Origin of the sequence: Pseudoalteromonas sp. Cn5-37 (assembly GCF_021532495.1) — a bacterium.
Classification (GTDB): Bacteria; Pseudomonadota; Gammaproteobacteria; order Enterobacterales; family Alteromonadaceae; genus Pseudoalteromonas; species Pseudoalteromonas simplex.
The window spans coordinates 40224-61967 of sequence record NZ_JAKGBA010000007.1 but is presented as its reverse complement, the minus strand read 5'-3'; the positions used below and the strand labels follow the sequence as shown (position 1 = coordinate 61967).

Annotated in this window: 19 protein-coding genes and 1 pseudogene; 13 read left to right on the top strand and 7 right to left on the bottom strand. The window is 41.7% G+C overall.

Going from position 1 to position 21744, the window contains the following annotated elements; translation table 11 throughout:
* Nucleotides 1-175: 175 nt before the first annotated feature.
* Nucleotides 176-2896, bottom strand: coding sequence for an insulinase family protein (locus L1266_RS10980; RefSeq protein ID WP_235377530.1), 2721 nt, complete (start codon nucleotides 2894-2896; stop codon nucleotides 176-178).
* A 195-nt stretch (nucleotides 2897-3091) separates the two neighbouring features.
* On the opposite strand from L1266_RS10980, the gene sixA reads away from it, so the two are divergent.
* The 4 genes from sixA to L1266_RS10960 are packed head-to-tail and all read left to right on the top strand — an operon-like array spanning nucleotide 3092 to nucleotide 5159.
* Nucleotides 3092-3568 carry a phosphohistidine phosphatase SixA gene (gene sixA / locus L1266_RS10975; protein WP_235377529.1) on the top strand — a complete coding sequence of 159 codons (477 nt, stop codon included), beginning with the start codon at nucleotides 3092-3094 and terminating at the stop codon, nucleotides 3566-3568.
* 49 nt (nucleotides 3569-3617) lie between these two features.
* Nucleotides 3618-3968: a RidA family protein gene (locus tag L1266_RS10970; RefSeq protein WP_054553201.1), complete on the top strand. Its 351-nt coding sequence runs from the start codon at nucleotides 3618-3620 to the stop codon at nucleotides 3966-3968.
* Nucleotides 3952-4428 carry an ASCH domain-containing protein gene (locus L1266_RS10965; RefSeq protein WP_235377528.1) on the top strand — a complete coding sequence of 159 codons (477 nt, stop codon included), beginning with the start codon at nucleotides 3952-3954 and terminating at the stop codon, nucleotides 4426-4428. The genes L1266_RS10970 and L1266_RS10965 overlap by 17 nt, the downstream gene beginning before the upstream one ends.
* Nucleotides 4425-5159 carry an SDR family oxidoreductase gene (locus L1266_RS10960; RefSeq protein ID WP_235377527.1) on the top strand — a complete coding sequence of 245 codons (735 nt, stop codon included), beginning with the start codon at nucleotides 4425-4427 and terminating at the stop codon, nucleotides 5157-5159. The genes L1266_RS10965 and L1266_RS10960 overlap by 4 nt, the downstream gene beginning before the upstream one ends.
* A 9-nt stretch (nucleotides 5160-5168) precedes the next feature.
* Here L1266_RS10960 and L1266_RS22410 read toward each other — a convergent pair whose 3' ends face one another.
* The 3 genes from L1266_RS22410 to smrB all read right to left on the bottom strand — a co-directional run bounded on the left by L1266_RS22410 (nucleotide 5169) and on the right by smrB (nucleotide 8220).
* Entirely contained in the window at nucleotides 5169-6485 is a 1317-nt protein-coding gene (locus L1266_RS22410; protein ID WP_138619849.1) for a sensor domain-containing diguanylate cyclase, read from the bottom strand.
* A gap of 232 nt (nucleotides 6486-6717) precedes the next feature.
* On the bottom strand, nucleotides 6718-7638 hold the full coding sequence (locus L1266_RS10950) for an AEC family transporter (RefSeq protein ID WP_235377526.1): 921 nt from the start codon (nucleotides 7636-7638) through the stop codon (nucleotides 6718-6720).
* Nucleotides 7639-7662: 24 nt separating this feature from the next.
* Entirely contained in the window at nucleotides 7663-8220 is a 558-nt protein-coding gene (smrB, locus tag L1266_RS10945; protein WP_054553197.1) for an endonuclease SmrB, read from the bottom strand.
* Between the two features lie 101 nt (nucleotides 8221-8321).
* Here smrB and prmB point away from each other — a divergent pair, with 101 nt between their 5' ends.
* Together prmB and aroC are read left to right on the top strand one after the other, a co-directional pair.
* Nucleotides 8322-9257 carry a 50S ribosomal protein L3 N(5)-glutamine methyltransferase gene (gene prmB / locus L1266_RS10940; RefSeq protein ID WP_235377525.1) on the top strand — a complete coding sequence of 312 codons (936 nt, stop codon included), beginning with the start codon at nucleotides 8322-8324 and terminating at the stop codon, nucleotides 9255-9257.
* A gap of 65 nt (nucleotides 9258-9322) precedes the next feature.
* Nucleotides 9323-10420 (top strand): chorismate synthase, encoded by a 1098-nt coding sequence (gene aroC, locus L1266_RS10935; protein ID WP_063528838.1) that lies wholly within the window; start codon nucleotides 9323-9325, stop codon nucleotides 10418-10420.
* Nucleotides 10421-10479: 59 nt separating this feature from the next.
* On the opposite strand, the gene L1266_RS22405 is transcribed toward aroC, so the two are convergent.
* Both L1266_RS22405 and L1266_RS10930 read right to left on the bottom strand, forming a co-directional pair.
* The gene (locus L1266_RS22405) at nucleotides 10480-10638 is read right to left on the bottom strand and encodes a hypothetical protein (protein WP_328260213.1); all 159 of its coding nucleotides are present in this window, start codon (nucleotides 10636-10638) and stop codon (nucleotides 10480-10482) included.
* Between the two features lie 26 nt (nucleotides 10639-10664).
* A complete protein-coding gene (locus L1266_RS10930; RefSeq protein ID WP_328260211.1) occupies nucleotides 10665-11318 on the bottom strand; it encodes a LysR family transcriptional regulator in 654 nt (217 codons plus the stop codon).
* Between the two features lie 101 nt (nucleotides 11319-11419).
* On the opposite strand from L1266_RS10930, the gene L1266_RS10925 reads away from it, so the two are divergent.
* From L1266_RS10925 to L1266_RS10895, 7 genes and pseudogenes are all read left to right on the top strand, one after another.
* On the top strand, nucleotides 11420-12070 hold the full coding sequence (locus L1266_RS10925; RefSeq protein WP_194442565.1) for a glutathione S-transferase family protein: 651 nt from the start codon (nucleotides 11420-11422) through the stop codon (nucleotides 12068-12070).
* 174 nt (nucleotides 12071-12244) lie between these two features.
* Nucleotides 12245-13408 carry a GGDEF domain-containing protein gene (locus L1266_RS10920; RefSeq protein ID WP_138598997.1) on the top strand — a complete coding sequence of 388 codons (1164 nt, stop codon included), beginning with the start codon at nucleotides 12245-12247 and terminating at the stop codon, nucleotides 13406-13408.
* A gap of 927 nt (nucleotides 13409-14335) precedes the next feature.
* Nucleotides 14336-15943: pseudogene (locus tag L1266_RS10915) on the top strand (HD-GYP domain-containing protein); the annotation flags it as partial.
* Between the two features lie 90 nt (nucleotides 15944-16033).
* Entirely contained in the window at nucleotides 16034-16603 is a 570-nt protein-coding gene (locus tag L1266_RS10910) for an elongation factor P hydroxylase (protein ID WP_058586361.1), read from the top strand.
* Nucleotides 16593-17735 (top strand): ATP-NAD kinase family protein, encoded by a 1143-nt coding sequence (locus L1266_RS10905; RefSeq protein ID WP_138598994.1) that lies wholly within the window; start codon nucleotides 16593-16595, stop codon nucleotides 17733-17735. Before L1266_RS10910 ends, L1266_RS10905 begins: the two co-directional genes overlap by 11 nt.
* A 2-nt stretch (nucleotides 17736-17737) precedes the next feature.
* Nucleotides 17738-18016, top strand: coding sequence for a YfcL family protein (locus L1266_RS10900; RefSeq protein ID WP_054553188.1), 279 nt, complete (start codon nucleotides 17738-17740; stop codon nucleotides 18014-18016).
* Nucleotides 18017-18164: 148 nt separating this feature from the next.
* Nucleotides 18165-19724 carry an AbgT family transporter gene (locus tag L1266_RS10895; RefSeq protein ID WP_054553187.1) on the top strand — a complete coding sequence of 520 codons (1560 nt, stop codon included), beginning with the start codon at nucleotides 18165-18167 and terminating at the stop codon, nucleotides 19722-19724.
* A 132-nt stretch (nucleotides 19725-19856) separates the two neighbouring features.
* On the opposite strand, the gene L1266_RS10890 is transcribed toward L1266_RS10895, so the two are convergent.
* Complete coding sequence (locus L1266_RS10890; RefSeq protein WP_138619858.1) at nucleotides 19857-21662, bottom strand: DEAD/DEAH box helicase; 1806 nt, start codon at nucleotides 21660-21662, stop codon at nucleotides 19857-19859.
* Nucleotides 21663-21744 lie beyond the last annotated feature (82 nt).

The following is a 21744-nucleotide window of genomic DNA, read 5'->3' as shown; positions in this document are numbered from 1 at the left end:
ATAGCACTTGGAATAAGCAACAATGTGCTCTGTTCAAGCTCTATGGGGCTGGCGGATGCAGAAAAAACCCCAGCCATACTTATTGTTAAAAAAGCAGAAATCATTTTTATTATTTTTGTCATTAATGCATTACTTTAATTCGCAACAATTAATCTAATCTAAGCTCGCGTTCGAGTCAAAGAGAATGCGAAGAAAGGGTTGTTTTTGACTGTTTTTTGGCCTTTGGCTCACTTAAAAGTTCTATTCTTGGCCTGTTTTCACTAAAGGTTTCGGTAATATACTGCTGCATTTGAGCAAGGCTTAACTTATCAAGTGCCTCTAAAAGCTGCCGTTGCATATTAAATTCAGTATCGCGATTACCGATTGCCAACCATAAACGTTGCGAGCGTAAGCGTAAATTTTTATCTTTTTCAGCAATATGTGTGACAAGACCCGCTTTGGTATCTAACCATTGCTGCTCAGAAATGCTGTTTACTTGTGATACATAATTATTAATAAATTGCTGGTGACGCTGAAGTATCTCATCAGCACTGTGCTTAGGTGACTGCACATAAAATGCGATACCCGCACGGGTATTAAACGGAGCATAGCCTGCGCCAACTAAATAGCCGAGTTGTTGCTTTGTTCTTAGCTCATTAAAGTAATCTTGATTTATTAAATGGTTAAGTACCATCATTTGCACTTTTTCGCTGGTGTCATCCGTTTGTGCTTGGTAGTACAGTACCATTGCATGATCGCTGCAATTTAATATGAAGCGCTGTTGACCTACTTCGGTTATATCGTTTAGTGGTCGCGTTAAATCAATAATTGTGGTGCTGCCAGCTAAGTGCTCAGTCACTTGTTTTTGGAACTTAAGCGCATCAGAGCGTTGCCAGTTACCATGTAAAAAAGACTCAACGTGCAAGGCTTTAAAAAACTCATTTCTAAAGCAATTAAACTGATGGAAACTCGTATCCTTTAAAGCCTGCGCTAAGGCATTCGGCTCTGGGTTCCATGGCATAATTTGCGCACCCAAAATACTAAATAGCTCGCTAACAGGTTTGTTTTGATTGCTGTTCCGCCAATGTCTAACGAGCTGCTTTTTGTACTCAGCAAAGCGTTTTGCGCAGATCTCAACATTAAAGAGTGCTTCAAGTAACTCATTAACTAGCTCCAACTGACTCGATGAAAGACCGGCAGTGTGTAGAGTTAACCCGCCTTGGTGAGAGGTTAAGTGATAACTAAGGCCAGCAAGCTCAGCCGGATAAAACTGCTCAGCTACACTGTCCATAAACAAGTCTGCAAATAAGCGGGTAAGGGCCATGTGCTTAACATCTTTAATCGCAAAGGTTGAGTCCATCGCTAAGTAAAAATGCCCTTTTGCCACTCTGAAAGTCGCATCTTGTTTAAACCAAAAATCAAAGCCCTCTCTTTTGACTAAAAGCTCTGGTGATTTAGTTGGCTTTTCTAAAGGCAATAACTCAACCTCTTTGGTGAGGTATGGGTTAGCACTTGGTAAGCACATCTGTGGTAATGGCGTGTTTATTTCGCTTAGCGCTTCTAACCAACTTGTTGAAATGTCCTCTACTTTATAAGGGGTGTTGTACCAAGCTGTAGTGTGCTCAGGCTCAACACCTGGATGAATGAGTACCAAGCGCATGTTATCAGGTGTTAGCCATTGCATGGCAATTTCATGAGCGCAGCGGTTAAAGCCTTCCATTAAATAATCGCCTTGCACATAATTGGCTTCATCGTAATGCTGCATATTAATGCTTAAGTTACTCACCCAATCAATTAAACGTGCTTTTTCTTGGTTATCAAAGGCAATTTGCAAGAGGTTCTTTTTGTCTTGATAAAGACGCGGCAATTTATCGCAGTTTTGGTTAATTAAGCAGATATACTCAAACACCATTTCGACGATATCTTCATAGTATTCAATACCTTCATCAGTCAACGCCATACTGATATTAAAATCTTTGAAGTTACTGCCATTAATGCCACCACCTGCTGAGAGGGCATTGATCCAGCCTTGCTCTTTTAGAATAGAGTACAGCGATCCTTTGCCTTCGTAGCCAAGTAAGTGAGCGATAAAACTAACGGTTTTGTGACGATAAAAGTCATCTATATTTGGCATCGCAAAGCTAATAATGAGCTTTTGCATATGTTTATGTGGCTCAATGTGTAACACCTTACCTAAGTCTTGTTTACGGTAAAGTGGCTGCTCTATAATCTCTTTACTTTTTGGCTGACCTTTTATTTCGCTAAATAACTGTCTTACCCAAGTGGTCATGGTCGCAATATCTTCATTGCTGCAGACCACCAGTGTCATCCACTGAGCCTGATAATGACTATCGAAGAAAGCACGTAGCTCATCACTGATGCAGCCCTCACGATCCGCGAGGGTTTGCTGGTTACCAACCGAAAACTTTGCAAAAGGGTGTGCTGGGTTCACCGTTTCTTTGTGAGCCTGATAAATTCGTCGGCCATCATCTTTTATTTTTAGTTTGAATTCTGCGTCTATGGCATTGCGTTCTTTTGTAGTCTCTTTAGGATTTAGTAGTGGTGCGATAAAAAAACGACTGAACTGTGCTAGTGCTTCAGCAAACTGCTGGCTGTTTATATCAAAGAAGTAGCAAGTGTGCTCAGTGCCAGTCCAGGCGTTGGTGTTGCCACCAGATTGTGATACAAAATTAGAAAAGCCGCCCGATTCTGGGTATAAGTCAGTGCCTAAAAAAAGCATGTGCTCTAAAAAGTGCGCAAGGCCTTGTCTGTCAAGAGGATCGTCGAAATGGCCTGCGTTAATCGCCATAGAAGCCGCTGATTTTGTTGACTCTAAGTCTTGCACTAAAAGTACTTTTAGACCATTGTCCAGTGTTAGGGGTTGATATGTTCTGTTATCATTGCGGCTGATATTCAAAAGATGCTCCTGAAAGAGTGCGTTAATGTCCTAACAACAGATGATATTTTCAGGAAAGCTAAAAAAGACAGAGCTACGAAAATCTACCTGAATATCATAAGCGGATGTTTAATGTATCTAGTGATGATATTCTAATATAGCGAACAATCAAGCAAACTGGCTACTGTTTTATATTCTTTAATCGGTTGATTTTTTATGAAAACAATCTTAATCATGCGCCATGGCGAAGCTACGCCAATGCAAGCAGATGATGCAGCAAGACAACTGACCGAGACCGGTCACCAAGAAGCTAGTCGAATGGGGCAATGGTTAGCAACACATCATAAACCAGATGCTCTGTTGGTAAGTCCTTACATTCGTGCTCAACAAACAGCTGCCGATGCTACGCAACATATTTCGTTACAATTTAATGAAACCTGTAACGACATTACCCCTGATGGTGTGGCGCAAGTTGCCGCTGATTACCTCGAAACCTTGATTGCTATGCATCCAGACTGCAATACCTGGTTGGTCGTTGCTCATATGCCTATTGTTAGCTATTTAGTTGATCAGTTAAGTCCAGGTCATATGCCTATTTTCAATACCGGGGCGATTGCTGTTATCGAATATGATGAACACAAACAGCGCAGTCACTACCTAAGTATTCACTCGCCAAATAACGTCGAAATCTAACAGTGGATTTGCTAAATTAGCGCCACTTTTAATTTTTTAAGTTCTTACTATGACTATCGAACGTTTACAAACCGGTGCCCGAATGAGCCGCATCGTTAAGCATAACGGCACAGTTTACTTATGCGGCCAAGTTTGTGCCGATGCCGAAAAAGATATCACCGAACAAACTCAAACCATGCTGGATAAGGTCGAAGCGCTACTTATTGAAGCAGGTAGTAGCAAAGAGCAAATGCTAAGCGCCACAATCTACTTGAAAAGCATGGAATACTTTGCACAGATGAATGCAGTTTGGGATGCTTGGGTACCACAAGGTCATGCGCCTGCTCGCGCTTGTGTTGAGGCAAAAATGGCGCGTGACGCACTACTTGTAGAGATTTCTGTCGTTGCAGCAGTTAAGTAACGAGCAGCGTATCGCGCAGTTGATTGCTTGCTTTAATGAGCAATCAGGCCGCGCAGTGACTGAACTACCAAGTTGGCATTTTTGTGACAATGAGCAAGATGCTAATGAATGCGCATTACTGGTTTTAAATGGCGTAAAACAAGCCACAACCCCTTCACTTTATTGGTTTAAAGCCAATAATGAAACCCTTCCTGAAGTTGGTGATTTAGCTATTTTTACCAATTGGCAGGGACAGCCCCTCGGCATTATTGAAACCGTCTCTGTAACTATTACCCCATATAATCAAATAAGCGCCGATTACGCCGCATTAGAAGGTGAGGGCGACAAAAGCCTTGAGTACTGGCAGCATGTGCATTGGGATTATTATCAGCGAGAGCTCGCAGGTACAGGCTATCAATGTCACCCTGAGATGCCGTTGGTGTGTGAGCAGTTTAGGTTAGTTTTCAAGGAGTCAGAATGAATACGAATCCAGTGGTTCTTATTACCGGAGGCGGCCGCGGTATAGGGGCAGCGACAGCAAAACTGTTTGCGAGACATGGTTATGATGTGTGTATTAACTATAAGTCAGATCACGCAAGTGCAGAGCCGGTCGCTGATGAGATAAAAGCGCTTGGCGTGAATGCCTATTTGTTGCAAGCCGATATCGCCGATGAGCAGCAAGTACTCGCCATGTTCGCTAAATTAGATACTCAGGTTTCTCGGTTAGATGTGTTAGTTAATAACGCAGCGATGATGATGCCACAAATGCCGTTATTAGAGATGGATGCTAAGCGTATCAACGCTATTTTAAGCTGTAATGTTACTGGCGCCTTTCTGTGCGCGCGCGAAGCAGTAAAGCGTATGGACAAAGGCAGTATTGTGAATGTTTCATCGGGTGCTTCACGCACAGGTTCACCAAATGAATATTTAGATTATGCCGCATCAAAAGGAGCGCTTGATACCTTCACGATAGGCCTTGCTAAAGAAGTCGCGAGTAAAGGTATTCGGGTTAATGGGGTAAGACCAGGCCTTATTTATACCGATATGCACCGCGATGGCGGTGAAGCAAACCGAGTTGATAGGTTAAAATCTAAGTTGCCGCTAGGGCGTGGTGGTGAAGCAGAAGAGGTCGCCTCAGCGATTTACTTTTTGGCAAGTGAGCAAGCCTCATTCACAACAGGCAGTTTTATCGATGTATCAGGCGGGCTTTAAGTCGTTAAGTTAAAAAGCTTTACACACACGATTGCGGCCTTGCTGCTTTGCTTCATACAACGCTCTATCAGCATCAGCTACAATGCTCTCAAGTTTTTCAGCTCTTTGTGCTTGAGTAACTCCGAAACTTGCCGTCACCTTTAATGATTGACTATTTACGGTAAATAAATTTAACTCAATGTCTTTTCTAATCTTTTCAGCTAACTGGCTCGCAACCGATAGACTTGTGTTAGGCATCAAAATAATAAATTCTTCACCTCCCCAACGGCTAGCAACATCTTGCTCTCCTAGGTTGCTTCTGAGTATTTTTGCTACCTCTTTAATAACCTTATCTCCGGTATTATGGCCATACAGATCATTAATGTTCTTAAAATGATCAATATCAACCATGATTAAAGCGAGGCTATTCTCTTTTTCGGTGTGTTCTTCAAACCAGTGGTTTATTTTGTCTCTATTCGCCAGTTTTGTGAGTGGATCTATGTTTATTCTCGCCTCAATACTTTTACGCTGATAAGCAAATGCAGCATAAATAAACAATAATAAGAAAAACAAAATTGCAGCCAATTGAGCGCTGTGACTGAAAAATGCATAGTTAATTTCTGCTTGTCTTTTAGCCATAGGCGATATTAAAAAAACTCGCCAATCTAGTTGGGGCAAGTTGAATTGCGTAACAACATGATCATCCTGCTCTATTTGGATAATGATACTGCTCAAATTCTCCATGTTGGCCAGCTCTTGTGCCGCATTTTTGAACCAACTAAGTTCATTTAAGTTAACAATATCAGTAAACTGTGCTTGAAAGTCTCGATGAGAAGAAAGCACCACCTCGTCAACGTTATTGACAAAAAGTAAGTCGTAGCCATGTGTAGCTTTATATTGTTGAAAAGCTTCCCAAAATGACTGAAGACTTTTACCTACACCTATAAAGCCTAAAAAGTTGCCTTGCTCAGAATAAACTTTGATATCTACGTATAAATGTACGTTCTCGCGGTTTCCTAAGATAGCAACGGTATCGCCTTGCATTGCTTTTACTTTTGGATACCACTCGATATTCTCTTTTTGTAAATCAATCGTTGTGCCATCAGAATTAAATTGCATTTGTTGTTGCTCACTTGCTACAAAAACGAGCATATTTAAATTTTCCTGAAGCTGTTCTAAGTGGTTTAGAATGGCGGCTTGGTCTAGTTCACTATCAGTAAGTAAGTTACTTAAGCTTCCTGTGCTCGCTAAGGCTTGAGCAGTATGAACAGGCTTGTAGAGTTCTTCGACAACCAATGAAAAAACAGGGGCAATAGACTGTTGTTGTAAGCGACTTTGTTCAGCCACTATATTACTTATAGTGAGATAAGATGCGTAACCAATGACGAAAATGATGCAAATTAAAATGCTATATAAGTTTCGTTGATGCCGTAAAATCGTTTTCACTGAAAGCCTTTCTAAAGTGGTGCTTATAAATTTGTGATTAGTTAAAAGACGATGTTGTGCAATTATAAGTCAAGTTCATTATAGCGAATATATTAAATACTGCTTTTTCAATATTTTTAGTAATGACTTCTAGCTAGAGTAATACGTTTAACCAAGCACTAAAGCTCACTACACTCAATACTGTTGAAAGCACGACGCTACTTGCCAGTGTCGCTTGGTGTTGCTTAATTTGATTGGCGATTAGATAAGCGTTGACCCCTAAAGGAGAGGCGCTTAAAAGTACTAACACGTTCAGTAATGATTGCTCTAGGTTGAATACGCTGCCTGCAAAAAAGTAGACTCCGCACGGTAACACTAAAAGCTTGATGATGGTTGCAATGAGTGATGCTTGTAAGTTGTCGGCCACTTTATAAAATGCAAGGTTTGCCCCTAATACAAATAACGCACAGGCAATGGCAGGTTTCGCAAGTAGACTCAGGCCATTTGCAAAATCATCAAAAAGTGTTAAGCCAAGCAGGTTAACAGCCAAGCCGCTACTGATGCTTAACACGACTGGATTGAGCAGCATGTTTTTAGCAAATGCTCGCCAAGAGAATGTTTGCTGCGATTTAGCGCTGAGCAAAAAGGTGAGGGTAAACAAAAGTGCGCTATGAAAAGTGATGATCATAAATACAATACCGACCATCTGTTGCCCAAGTGCTGCAATAATAATAGGCAAACCTACCAGTACCGTATTTGAGTAACTACTGCCAAGGGCAAATACAGCATGACGTGACGGCGCAGATTGCTTGCTAATGAGGTAGCGGTCAATAACATAGCCGAGGGCGTAAATGGCCAATACCGGGATGTAAAAACTCAAAAAGCCTGCAATAGATACACTATTTTGTAAATCGGCTTGGGCCATATTTAAAAATAGAAAAGCAGGCACGCTAATGTAAAAAGTAAACTTACTTAACCCTGCAATATGCTCTTTCGATAAAAACGTGCTTCGCGAGCTGATATAGCCACTTAACACGATAAAAATCAGTGGAAAGATAATCGAAAAAATATGCACTTTAGGCCTTATGACAAGAAGACGTTAGCGTCTGAACTCATCACTTTGTGGAAGATTAATTAAAATAAGTACAGCACCTTTACCACCAAATTCAAGAGGCGCTTGGTGCATAGCAATCACATCAGGGTGTTGAACTAAATATTGCGGTACCTTGTGTTTAAGTATGCGCTCACCAATGCCATGCACAACACAAGCGCAATAGTAATGCTGTTTTTTACACTCATGAATTAAACCCGCCAACTCATCTTTGGCTAATTCTTTATTTAAGCCATGTAAATCAAGGGTTAACTCAGGTGGGTAATCTCCACGGCGAAGTTGCTTTGCTAAAAAGCTATCGTGACCTGGTTTGACATAACTTACGGTGCCATGAGTGTCGATGTCTGGTACATATTCATCAGAAAAGAAAAATTCTGCCTGATGTTGCTTTTTTTGCTGGGAAAATTGCTTCGCTTGTGACACTTTAGGCTTATTGGTGAATCGAATAGTGTCTTGTTTAAATGCTTTGGCACCACTGATACTCTGACGAAATAAGTCAATATCGTCAGTGCTAATGTGGTTGTTGGCGTGGGGATCTTTTTTCATGGCGGCAGTCTAAACAAAAAAACGCTAAAAATCGAGTAAAAACCAACTGAAAAGACGGTACAATACGCGTCAGAACAGACTTTGAAAGTTAAGGAACATACATGAACCATTTCCAGATAGAAGACGCAATTTTAGACGAGGCAATTGCAGAACTTTCAACGTTGCATGATTGGTTACGTTGGACAACCAGTCAATTTGCCAGCAGTGGTATTTTCTTTGGGCACGGCACAGATAATGCGTGGGATGAAGCAGTTAGCTTACTATTACCAGCATTAAGCTTGCCAATCGATGCGCCAAAAGAGCTTATGCATGCGCGTTTAACCAGCACCGAGAAAAACCGCTTAGCTGAACTTATTGCAGAACGTATTAATGATTGTACGCCAGTACCGTACCTGACCAACACCGCGTGGTTTGCAGGTATGCCGTTTTATGTTGATGAGCGCGTGTTAATTCCACGTTCGCCATTTGCAGAGTTAATTAATAATCGCTTTGCACCTTGGTTAGAAGAGCCAAGCTCAGTAATGCGCATACTTGATTTATGTACCGGCTCTGCATGTATCGCTATTGCACTTGCACAAGCATTTGAAGATGCGCAGGTCGATGCGGTTGATATTTCATATGAAGCGCTCGAAGTTGCTGATATTAATATTAGCGATTACATGCTGAATGATCGTGTACTGCCAATTCAGTCAGACGTGTTTAGTGGTGTCCCGGGTCAAAAATATGACCTGATCGTAGCTAACCCACCGTATGTTGATGCTGAAGATATGGCTGATTTACCACGTGAATTCCATCACGAGCCAGAGCTTGGTTTAGCATCGGGTCATGATGGTCTTGATGTTACTCGCTCCATCCTAGCTGAAGCTGCTGAGCATCTAACTGATAACGGTTTGTTATTTGTCGAAGTTGGTAACTCTATGGTACATATGGAAGAGCTGTACCCAGGCGCACCATTTGAGTGGGTTGAATTTGAACAAGGTGGTCTTGGCGTGTTTGTGATCAGCAAACAGCAACTTGTTAAATATTTCGCAGATTAACAGCAGATTTTAAAAGCCGAGCCTGAGGGCTCGGTCTCAGTAGTCATTAGGAATGAGGAAAATTAATGGCAGGTAATAGCATCGGGCAACTATTTAAAGTGTCCACCTTTGGTGAGAGCCACGGCGTTGCATTAGGCGGCGTTGTTGATGGCACACCAGCAGGTCTTGAAATTAGCGAGGCCGATTTACAAATTGATTTAGACCGTCGCAAGCCGGGGCAAAGTCGATATACAACACAGCGCCGCGAAAGTGACGAAGTAAAAATTCTTTCTGGTGTATTCGAAGGTAAAACCACAGGTACTAGCATTGGTTTACTGATTGAAAACACCGATCAACGTTCAAAAGACTACGGCAAAATTGCCGATGTATTTCGCCCAGGTCATGGTGATTATACCTATTGGCATAAGTACGGTATCCGTGATTACCGAGGTGGTGGTCGCTCTTCTGCCCGTGAAACGGCGATTCGTGTAGCGGCGGGTGCAATTGCAAAAAAATACCTAAAACAATTTCACGATATTGAAGTGCGTGCTTGTTTGAGCCAGCTTGGGCCAATTAAAGCTGAAGATTACAACTGGGATGAAGTGGAAAACAATGCATTTTTCTTTCCAGACACCAGCAAGCTAGAAGCGCTTGATGAGTACATGCGCGACCTAAAAAAACAAGGTGATTCGGTAGGCGCTAAAGTTAAAGTGGTTGCTAAAAATGTACCTGTTGGTCTTGGCGAGCCAGTATTTGATCGCCTAGATGCAGAGCTTGCACACTCATTAATGAGCATTAATGCAGTAAAAGGCGTTGAGATTGGTGATGGCTTTGATGTGGTAGAGCAAAAGGGCTCTGAACACCGTGATGAGTTAACTCCTGATGGTTTTACATCAAATCATGCGGGTGGTGTACTTGCAGGTATCTCGACAGGGCAAGACATCATTGCCTCTATCGCACTTAAGCCAACTTCAAGCATTACCATACCGGGTAATAGCATTAATACCAGCAACGAAGCGGTAGAGATGATCACTAAAGGACGTCATGATCCATGTGTAGGTATTCGTGCAATTCCTATTGCTGAGGCGATGATGGCGATTACCTTAATGGATCACTTATTGCGCCAACGTGGTCAAAACCCACATGTAAGTCACGAACATGGACCAATAAAAGGTTCGATTTAAGCGCAGTCTTAAATAAAGAAAACGCAATTAATGAGCGCGATGATTATCATCGCGCTTTTTTATGTCTTAATTAATTCTACAAGCTGCTTAAGCTGCTCATGACTGAGAGGGTTGTGGGCATGATTACCGTATAGCAGGACGATATCAATGACAGGTAGTGTCGGTAGGGAGTTGTCGTTCACCTCTTCCACACCTGATTGCATGCTTATTCGTGCCATACTGCCAATTGCCAGTCCCTGTTTAATCAAGCCATGTAACGCTCCGCTGAGCCACAACAGGCAATAATATTAAAACGACGCTCAGTTTTTAATAGACCCTCAATACTGGCTTGGTGAAACTTACAGTCTCGTTGAAACAAGGCGATTGGAAGTGGGGTTGAATCGTTAATCTCAAAAGCAGGGCTTTTCACCCACACACCTTGGCTTGATTGTAATAAGTAGCCTTCTTCGCTGTCTGGCGAGCGAGTGGCAATCACCAAATCGAGCATACCTTGGTCTAGTTTGGCTCTAAGCTCAGTACTTGGGGCACAGCTTATTTGTAGATCCAGCGCATTAAACTGTTGGTGTAAAGTATCAACAAGCTCTGGTAGTAAAGAGTGGGCATAGTCGTCAGGACAACCAATGCGCACACGTAAATTGCCAGTGCCAGCTTTTAATTGCTTAAAGGCTTCATCATGAAGCGCTATCAATTGCTTTGCATAACTTGCTAGCTGGTGGCCTTGATGGGTTAGCACCAGTTGACGGCCTTGCTTTTCAAATAGCGGACTTGCGAGGTCTTGTTCCAGCTTTTTCATTTGCATACTTACTGCAGATTGGGTTCTGCAAATTTGTGCTGCAGCGCGGGTGAAACTGCCTGTATCAACAAAGGCGCAAAAAGTCCTAAGGGCATCAATATCCATAATGTATCAGCATTTCTTATAGTTAACATAAAAACAATTGGCGAGTAATTGCCCAATTGCTGTTTTATAGTGAGTCCAATCTAAACGTTAAAGGAAGTACAATGCAATTATTTATTGGCAATAAAAACTACTCAACTTGGTCATTACGAGCGTGGTATTTACTGAGTAAATTCAATGTTTCTTTTACAGAACAACAATTAGTTCTAGATACGCCTGAGTTTTATGAAGCATTAAAAAGTAAGTTTCCCGTGCAAAAAGTGCCGGCCCTTATTGATGCTGAGTTAATCGTGTGGGATTCACTCGCTATTTGTGAATACATCAATGATGCTTATCTAAATGGTGCTGCTTGGCCTAGTGAAATAGCCCAAAGAGCAAAAGCACGCAGTTTAGCTGCCGAGATGCACTCTGGTTTTGCTGCACTTCGTAATGAAATGCCAATGAATATTCGCGCTAAAAGGCATGTTGAATTATCAGAACAAGCTAAAAAAGATATTGCCCGTATAGATGAGATATTTTCTACTCAGCAGCAAAGGTATCCTAATGCGTGGTTATTTGGTGAGTTCTCTATTGTTGATGCGATGTTTGCACCTGTGGTACTGCGCTTTAAAACGTATCAGGTTACGCTTTCGCGTGCTGCACAAGCTTATTGTCAGCATGTATTTGCGTGTCCAGTCATGCAAACCTGGATTCGAGAAGCGTTAAAAGAAACCGATATAGTCAAGTCTGATGAGGCCGGCGAGAATGCTTGGTAAAAAAATAAAGAGTATTTTATTAATACTTTGTAACCAATCCCTGCTTTTTAATGGCTAATTTGAGGTATTTCTATACAAAATGACTAGTTTAATTAATGAACTATCATTCTATAATAGGGGAATAGCTCTTTATTTGAACATTCCTCTGTTACTCATTTCATTAGGCACGTATTTATGGGCGCATTTGCTGCAAAGTTATTAAACAAAGATCTGACAATAAAGCGCTTTGCTTGCCAGTTTAATTCATTGCAGGTCGAGCAAATATTTTTACAAAGCAAATTTAAACAGGATAAAAAAATTGCCCAATTCTTGTGTTGCACCATCGCGCTTCTCACTATTTTTATAACCTTTTTTGATAAAATGATCATCCAATCATTTTTTTGGCCAAATATTGCTTTGACTGGTCGTAGCATTATTGTCTCAGTTTGTATCTTTAGTGCTGTTGTTCTTGCTTACATTCAAACTCTAAGGCAGTTTAAGCTTGCAATTTCTTTGTTTATGGTTTTTTTATCAATCAGCATGCAATCAATGGCTTATACTTTTGACCGCGCCTATGTTTTACATCTGTTTTTTGACGTCATTATTCTTATTACGTTTTACTTTTCGGCGTTACTGCCTTTCAAATTGTCGGCATTTTTCGGGTGGGCTTACAGCTTAATAGCTTTATCTGTGATCTTTTTTACAAAAGAAATTAATAGCCATACCTCGTATATGGTTATTTTGGCACATGTTGCAGCGAACTTAACGGGTATGATTATGTCAGCCCATCAGCACCTAATGCGCCGCGAACTTTTTGTTCGAAATACGCAACTAGGTCAATTAGCGCAAGAAATGCAGAGCCAAGCATTTAAAGATGCACTGACTCAATTACCGAATAGAAGAGCTTTTGATAATAGTTATGAAGACTATCAACGGATAACTAAGCAACAGCAGCAAAAAATGAAGCAAGTGTGCGTTATTTTGGCTGATATAGATTATTTTAAACAGGTCAATGATAACCATGGTCATGAAGTTGGCGATGGTATACTTGAGCTTTTTTCTACTTTCTTAACTCAGTCATTACGCACTTCCGATGATGTTTATCGTTTTGGTGGTGAAGAGTTTGTTATTGTTTTACCGCTTTGTTCGGTGTCTGATGCTGCAAAAATAATCGAAAATATGATCACCAAGCTTAATACTGAACCATTTGAAGTTGGAGAGCTTTCATTATTAATTAGAGCTAGCTTTGGTTTAACAGTAATGCGAGAGGAGCAGCAAAAATCAGTGATAGCTAGAGCTGATGCTGCACTCTACGAAGCAAAAGGTAGTGGTAGAAATCAGTTAGTAGTAAAAATTTAACGAGTCTAGATTATTTGGTTTATGTGTAAGTTTAGCAAAATGTATTAGATTTATTTATATCTGGATAATTATTTAGAGCTAGCAGGGAGTCGCACATTGTTTTCACAGAATGAAAGAAGATTTAAAATTTCAATACGCGTAAGTGTGTTATTAATATTTGCACTAGCGAGTTTGCTAACTGGAATTGTGGCGATCAGTCTGCACTATTATTTCAGTGAAAAATTAGTCCTTCAAACCAAAACCGAACAATTCAAATCAACCAGCCAACAAATAGCTGACCACATCACTCGAATAAATCAGCGGGTAGATAATACATTAAGTGTTATGATCCACGATAACAGACTGTTTTCAGGGAACTTTGATGAAAATAATTCTTTGCGAAATATTCTAATAGAAGTATTAAACAAACACCCAGACTTCCATTCATTGTTGTTAGGGTATGCTAATGGTGACTTCATTGAAGTTGTGAATTTACGTGGTCATGCTCAATTACCAAAACCTAACGATCTTAGAGCTGAAGATAGATGGCTTATTTTTAAGGTGTTAGGGCAGGGTGAGTCTCGTCATCAAACTACATATTATTTAGATGAAAACCTATCATTAAATAGGAAATACAAACAAACTCCAGATTACGACCCTCGAAAGCGGTTATGGTTTAACGATGCAAAAGTTGGCACAGTTACCAAAACTCAACAGTATATTTTTAATCTACTAAAGATACCTGGTTATACGTACACAATAAAATCTGAACAAACGGGAGGAGTGCTTGCTATTGATGTTGCAAGTTCTAGCTTGAGTGCATTTTTAATTAAACAACAGCAAAAAATGCAGTTTCTAGTTTCTTCCGAAATGTACGTTTATCGTGGAGATGGTGAAATAATCGCTAAAAGTAAAACACAAGGTCATCATCACTCGTTTGATGACTTATCCAAGATAATCAAAACAAATGAGCAAACCATAAGACTCGCTAATGGACAACATCAATTTGGCAAAATGCTAAGTGTGAATGAGGATGGTGTTGAGAAATATATGTTTGTATTGCAACTGCCACTCAGTAGTGAAATGCAATCTGATGAAATTGATTATTTTGCGGTTCTTGTGGCTAAAAACGATGTACTAGCAATTATTAAAGAAAAGATTCAGATCTCAATATTAGTTACAGGGTTATGTTTGCTTTTGCTGCTGCCTGTCTCTTGGTTTTTTGCCTCTTCAATCGTTAACCCAATACTTAAATTAGTGGGTGAGAATAAAAAAATTCAACAGCGTGACTACAATGAGGTTTCAACGCTTTCGAGTCATATTTTAGAAATTCATTATTTAGCTAGTTCGATGGTTGATATGAGTCGCTCGATTGAGCAACATGAAAACTCACAAAAAGCGTTGATGGAGTCGTTTGTAGAGCTTATAGCGCAAGCCATTGATGATAAATCGCCATATACGGCAGGGCATTGTGAGCGGGTGCCTGAGTTGGGTATTTGGCTTGCTGATGCAGCATCAGGTTCAACAGATGAGGCGTTTTCTGAGTTCAGTTTTAAAACCCCGGATGAGCGACGAGAATTCCGCTTAGCAGCGTGGCTACATGACTGCGGTAAAATCACTACACCAGAGCATATTGTTGATAAAGGCACTAAGCTCGAAACCATTTATAACCGTATTCATGAGGTACGCACCCGATTTGAAGTGCTACTACGTGATGCAAAAATTACCTACTATGAGCAACTATTAGCGCATCCAGAGCAGCAATCTGTGCTTAAACAAAAGCTTGAGCAACAAACAGAGAAGTTACACGCAGACTTTAGCTTCATTGCCGCTTGTAATGTTGGTGGTGAGTTTATGGATGAAGCGCAGTTGTCTCGTTTACATGAGGTTGCTAGCATCAAGTGGCAGCGTCATTTTGACGCAAGTTTAGGTTTATCGCCCCTTGAAGAAATGCGTATGGCTGATTTGAAAAATCAGCATTTACCTGTTGAAGAGTCACTCCTGAGCGATAAGCCAAGTGATTTAATTCCACACGAAAAAGCCGTTGAGTACCCAGAAAGTTTAGGCATTAACATGGCAATTCCTGAGTATAAATATAACCTTGGTGAAGTGTATAACTTATCTGTGGCACGAGGCACGTTAACAGCGGAAGACCGATTTAAGATCAATGAGCATGTGATCAGCACAATTCGTATGCTAGGTAGTGTGCCATTCCCGAAAGAATTAGCGAAAGTTCCGCGCTATGCTTCTACTCATCACGAAACTTTAAAAGGGACAGGCTATCCGCGAAAATTAACCGCTGAGCAGTTATCAATACCCGAACGTGTGTTAGTACTTGCTGATATCTTCGAAGCATTAACCGCGGCAGATAGACCTTACAAAAAAGCCAAACCACTCAGTGTTGCCATTGATATTTTAGCGAAAATGGTTGCTGACGATCACATTGACCATGATGTATTTGAGCTATTTTTAACTTCTGGTATTTACCTAAAGTATGCAAAACGCTATTTAAACCCAGAGCAAATCGATGATGTTGATATCGCAAAATACCTGTAACTGAGGGCGGTTGCTTTTACTTTGGAGTGAAAAGTCCGTACAATTCGCCTCGTTTTTAGTGACGCTTTTAACGAGATGAATTCAAGCCGTATGCATCAGATTGCTGACTTAATCGCTATTTTTGAAAGCACCTTTTATCAAAGCCATAACACGCGTTTGATAAAGGGTGATGATGAACCTATTTACCTGCCTGCTGATGAGCAAACGCCTTATCACCAAATTGTGTTTGCCCACGGTTTTTATGCCAGCGCCTTACACGAAATTGCCCATTGGCTGGTGGCTGGTGAGGCACGTCGGTTAAAAGAAGATTATGGCTATTGGTATTGCCCAGATGGTCGTGATAAGCACCAGCAAGCTGAATTTGAAGCAGTTGAAGTAAAGCCCCAAGCTATTGAATGGGCGCTCAGTACTGCAGCAGGTTTCGATTTTAATGTATCGGTTGATAATTTAAATGGCGAGCAAACCTGCCGATTCGATTTTCAAGCGCGCGTTCACCAGCAAGTGTTGAGCTTTTTAGCATCTGGCTTTAACCAGCGCACGACAGCACTGCTTAAAGCATTGAGTGATTTCTATAAAACCCCATGGCCACTAACGGCTGCACAGTTTACGTGGCAGCGCGATTTTCATGGCAACCCAGGAGCTTTATCTGATGCAGTTTAAATTAGGTTTGATTGTAAATCCGGTTGCCGGCTTAGGTGGCAGTGTCGCACTAAAGGGCAGTGATGGCGCAGATACCGCCGCAAAAGCAATGCAACTTGGTGCTGAGCCAAAAGCAAACTTACGCACCCGCGCGGCACTTGAAGTGCTGCTTGCCCATCAAGATGATTTAACCATTTACACTGTAAACGGTGAAATGGGCGAGCAAACGGCAAAGCAGCTAGGCTTTCAAAGCCACGTTATTTACCAAACAAACGATATCACCACCCCAGATGACACAGAGCAGGCAGCCAAGCTATTAGTTGAGCAAGGTGTCGACCTAATTTTATTTGCAGGTGGCGATGGTACTGCCCGCAATGTTTGTCATGCGGTTGGCGATAGCACTCCTGTATTAGGTATTCCTGCAGGCTGCAAAATTCATTCTGGGGTTTATGCTATTACCCCAAAAGCAGCTGGGCGTGTTGTTGAGATGCTAGTTAAAGGTGAACTTGTCAGCCTTGGCGATGCTGATGTGATGGATATCGACGAAGAAGCATTTCGCGAAGGCACGGTAAAAGCTAAGCGCTATGGTGAAATGCAAGTGCCTAGTGAAGTACGTTATGTACAGGCAGTTAAAAATGGCGGTAAAGAAACCGATGAATTAGTGCTTGCCGATATAGCTGCCTATGTTGTTAGTGAAATGGATGAAGACTGCTTATATGTGATGGGCAGTGGTTCTACAGTCGCGGCAATTATGGAAGAAATGGGTCTTGAAAATACCTTGCTAGGTGTAGACTTAGTGGCAGACCAAGAGCTTATCGCGCAGGATTTAACTGCTCAGCAATTACTTGAGCTCACACAAGGTAAAGAAACCAAATTGGTGATCACCTTAATTGGTGGCCAAGGCCATATCTTCGGCCGAGGTAATCAGCAATTAAGCCCTGCACTTATTCGTGCTATTGGCCGCGACAACATTATTGTTGTAGCCACTAAAACTAAATTACAGGCCTTGAATGGCCGACCACTGATTGCCGATACGGGTGATAGTGAGTTAGACGATGAATTAAGTGGTTATATTCGCGTAACCACCGGTTTCAATGACCATATTATGTATGCAGTGGGTCATCAAGATGGGCTGCACCCAGAGGAGAAGTAACAATGAGTTTAGTAAGTTATATTGATGCAGCGCAGCAATATTTTGATGATTTAGTCGATAAAGCAACTGACGACGAGCTATTTGCTGGTGGCTATTTACGTGGTCACTTTGACTTAGCTGTAGGCTATGCACAAGTAGAAGAATTAAACTTATCGATTGATGAGTTAAACAATCAAGTTGAATCTAGCCTCGTTAAAGCTTATCGCAACGGTGAGTTAAACGAAGAAGATAAAGAGCTTGTTGTGCGCCTGTGGGATGAAGTGAAAGCACTTGCAGCCTAATCTAATTAAATAAAATTCTGTAAAGCGACCTGTGTCGCTTTTTTTACATAATCACTTTACCTTTATCAGGTAATTCCATTAACTTAAAATTTACCTTATTAGTTAGATACGTTAAGGTTAACGAGATATTTTTCTAGGGAATTTGAAAATGAATAACAATAATGATGTGCAGGCACCAAGTGGTGCAATCGCACGTTTTCTAAATACCATTGAGAGGGTGGGTAACAAGCTACCTGATCCAGCGATTATCTTTTTAGTCGCAATGCTACTTATTTGGTTTTTATCTTGGCTTTTCTCGGGCACTACATTTGATGCAATCGATCCGCGCACTGGCGAAGCCATCGTTGTAAATAACCTATTAGCAGGGGACTCCCTTGCCACCTTCTTATCTTCGATGGTGAAAACCTTCACTGGCTTTGCGCCGCTTGGTGTAGTGCTGGTTGCTATGTTAGGTGTTGGTGTTGCTGAGCATTCTGGCTTTATCAATACCGGCCTTAAATTAATGTTAAAAGTAACGCCTAAGCAGCTTTTAACACCGTCTATTATTTTAGTGGCGATTGTCAGCCATACCGCAACTGATGCCGGTTACGTACTAGTTATCCCACTTGCTGGGGTTATCTTCTATGCGATGGGGCGTCATCCGCTTGCTGGTATTGCAGCAGCGTTTGCTGGGGTAAGTGGTGGCTTTAGCGCAAACTTTATTCCATCAGGGATTGATCCGTTACTGCAAAGCTTTACCCAAAGTGCGGCGCAAATTATTGACCCAGATATGGCGATTAACCCGCTTAATAACTGGTTTTTCACCTCAGCTTCGAGCCTGTTTATTATCTTATTAGGCTGGTATATCACAGATAAAATCATCGAGCCGCGTTTACAAAATACGCCACTTGATGGTGATACAGAAGACCTACCTGCCTTTGATGAAGCACGCAGTGATGAAAAACGTGCGTTCTATATTGCAAGCACAGTGATGATTGCAGGCCTTGCTCTACTTTGGTTTGTCTCAGCGCCAGCCGACTCTGCAATGCGAAGCAGTGATGGCTCATTAACTAATTTCCGTTCACCGTTAATGCAATCAATTGTGCCACTTATCTTCTTACTGTTTTGGATCCCAGGTGCCGTCTACGGTTTTGCCGTGGGTACCTTCAAAAGCTCTAAAGATATGATCGATGCAATGAGCAAAGCGATGAGCGGTATGGCTTACTATATTGTTATGGCGTTCTTCTGTGCGTTATTTATTGCTGCATTTAGTAAATCAAACCTAGGTGCATTACTTGCAATTGAAGGGGCGCAACTATTAAAAGCAATGGCTCTGCCAAGTTCAGTCACTGTGGTCGGTATTATCTTCTTAACAGCGTTCGTGAATCTATTTGTTGGCTCAAGCTCAGCAAAATGGGCGCTATTAGGGCCAATCTTTGTACCCATGCTGATGCAACTGGGTATTTCACCTGATTTAACGCAAGCTGCGTACCGTGTAGGTGACTCAAGCTCGAATATCATCACGCCACTAATGCCATACTTCCCACTGGTTGTTGTGTACTGCCAAAAGTATGTTAAAGGCACCGGTATCGGCACCTTAATCGCGATGATGTTACCGTACTCAATCGCCTTCTTAATCGGTTGGAGTATCTTCTTACTCGCGTACTGGGGCTTAGGCATTCCACTAGGTCTTCAATCAAGCTACGCATACCCAGCCATTGGCTCATAATGACAAAGCCTCAGCAATCCAGCGTGAGGCTTTAAAAACTGAAGTCTGACGGCTGACAGCTTTACTACAGACACAAAAAAACCTTGTCACTCTCATGACAAGGTTTTTTATTGCTTACAGCTTAATCTTGAATTAGTTCGCAGTGAAGCTCACAGGACGACGCTCTTTACGAGGGCCACCACGTTTTTCACCACGGTCTTTGAAGTTACGCTTCTTATCACCACGATCACCGCTTGGGCGCTCTGAGCGAGGAGCCGCAGGACCTTGGTCTTGCGTTAGCGTCATATTCATCGGACGTTTACAGATAAATACCTTTTGGAAGTGATCAAGCACATCTTTTGGCATGTTTTGTGGTAACTGTACCGTACTGTGATTGTCATGTAAGCGAATATCACCAATGAACTTGCTTGAGATATCAGCTTCGTTAGCAATCGCACCAACGATATTTTTAACTTGTACACCGTGCTCACGACCTACTTCGATACGGTAAGTATCCATAGGACCCATGTTACGGCTGTTGCGCTCACGCGGCTCACGAGGTTTACGCTCGCGTCCTTGGCGGTCGCCACGATCACCACGGTCATTGCGACGACGCTCGTTGCGCTCGCCACGCGGTTGAACTTTAACTTCTTCAACCTTGATTGGTGATTGTTGCTGCGCTAAACAAAGTAATGCACCTGCTAAGTCTTCAGCACTTAATTCAAGTTTTTCTGCCATATCAGCAGCAACTTGATTAAAGAAAGTGATGTCTTTGTTTTCAAGCGCAATTGTAAGCTTGTCTTGAAGCGCTTTAATGCGCTTTTCTTCAACAACTTTAGCTGTTGGTAAATCAACTTGTGCGATATCAGATTTCGTATGACGAATGATATTTTTAAGTAAATAACGCTCGTTATGTTTTACGAAAAGAATCGCTTTACCTTGACGACCCGCACGACCAGTACGGCCAATACGGTGAACGTAGGCTTCTGAATCTTGTGGAATATCGTAGTTAATTACTAAGCTTAAACGGTCTACATCAAGACCACGTGCAGCAACGTCTGTTGCAATAACGATATCAACTAGGCCGTTTTTCAAACGATCTACTGTACGTTCACGTGCTTGTTGGTTCATGTCACCATTAAGTGGTGCCGCAGAGAAACCTTCGCGCTCAAGTAATTCAGCTAACTGTACCGTGTCGTTACGTGTACGTACGAAAACAATTGCACCATCGTATTGTTCTGCTTCTAAGAAGCGAACGATAGCTTTGTTTTTGTGTACGTGTGCATTCCAAAATACTTGCTCAACCGTTGATACAGTTGAGTTACGCGCAGAGATATGAACTTGCTCAGGCTCATTCATGTACTTGCTGCTGATATTTTGAATTTGCTTAGGCATGGTCGCAGAGAAAAGACATGTTTGCTTTTCACGTGGCGTTTTCTCCATGATGCTTTCTACATCATCAATGAAGCCCATGCGTAACATTTCGTCTGCCTCATCAAGAACAAGGGCTTGTAAGCTCTCAAACTTGATTGTGCCACGGTTAATGTGGTCAATTAAGCGACCTGGCGTTGCAACAATGATTTGCGCGCCACGACGAAGTGCACTTAGTTGGATGCTATAGCTTTGGCCACCATAAAGGGCTAAAACTTCAACACCACGAGTATGCTTAGCATATTGTTCGAATGCCTCAGCTACTTGGATCGCAAGTTCACGCGTAGGCGTTAAAACAAGGATCTGTGGCTGCTTCACAGACGGGTCAATATTATTTAGTAACGGCAGTGCAAATGCTGCTGTTTTACCTGTACCCGTTTGCGCTAGTCCCAGTACGTCCTTTCTTTCTAGCAATAACGGTATACATTGAGCTTGGATTTCAGATGGAGTCTTGTAACCCAACTCTTCAACTGCTTTAAGGATTGCAGGAGAAAGATTTAGAGATTCAAACGTGACTGGTTCTGACATTAATACGCCTCAACGAATTTAAAGAGGCGCGCATTGTATAGGAAATACAAGGCAATTGCTTGTATAAATTACAACTAATTTG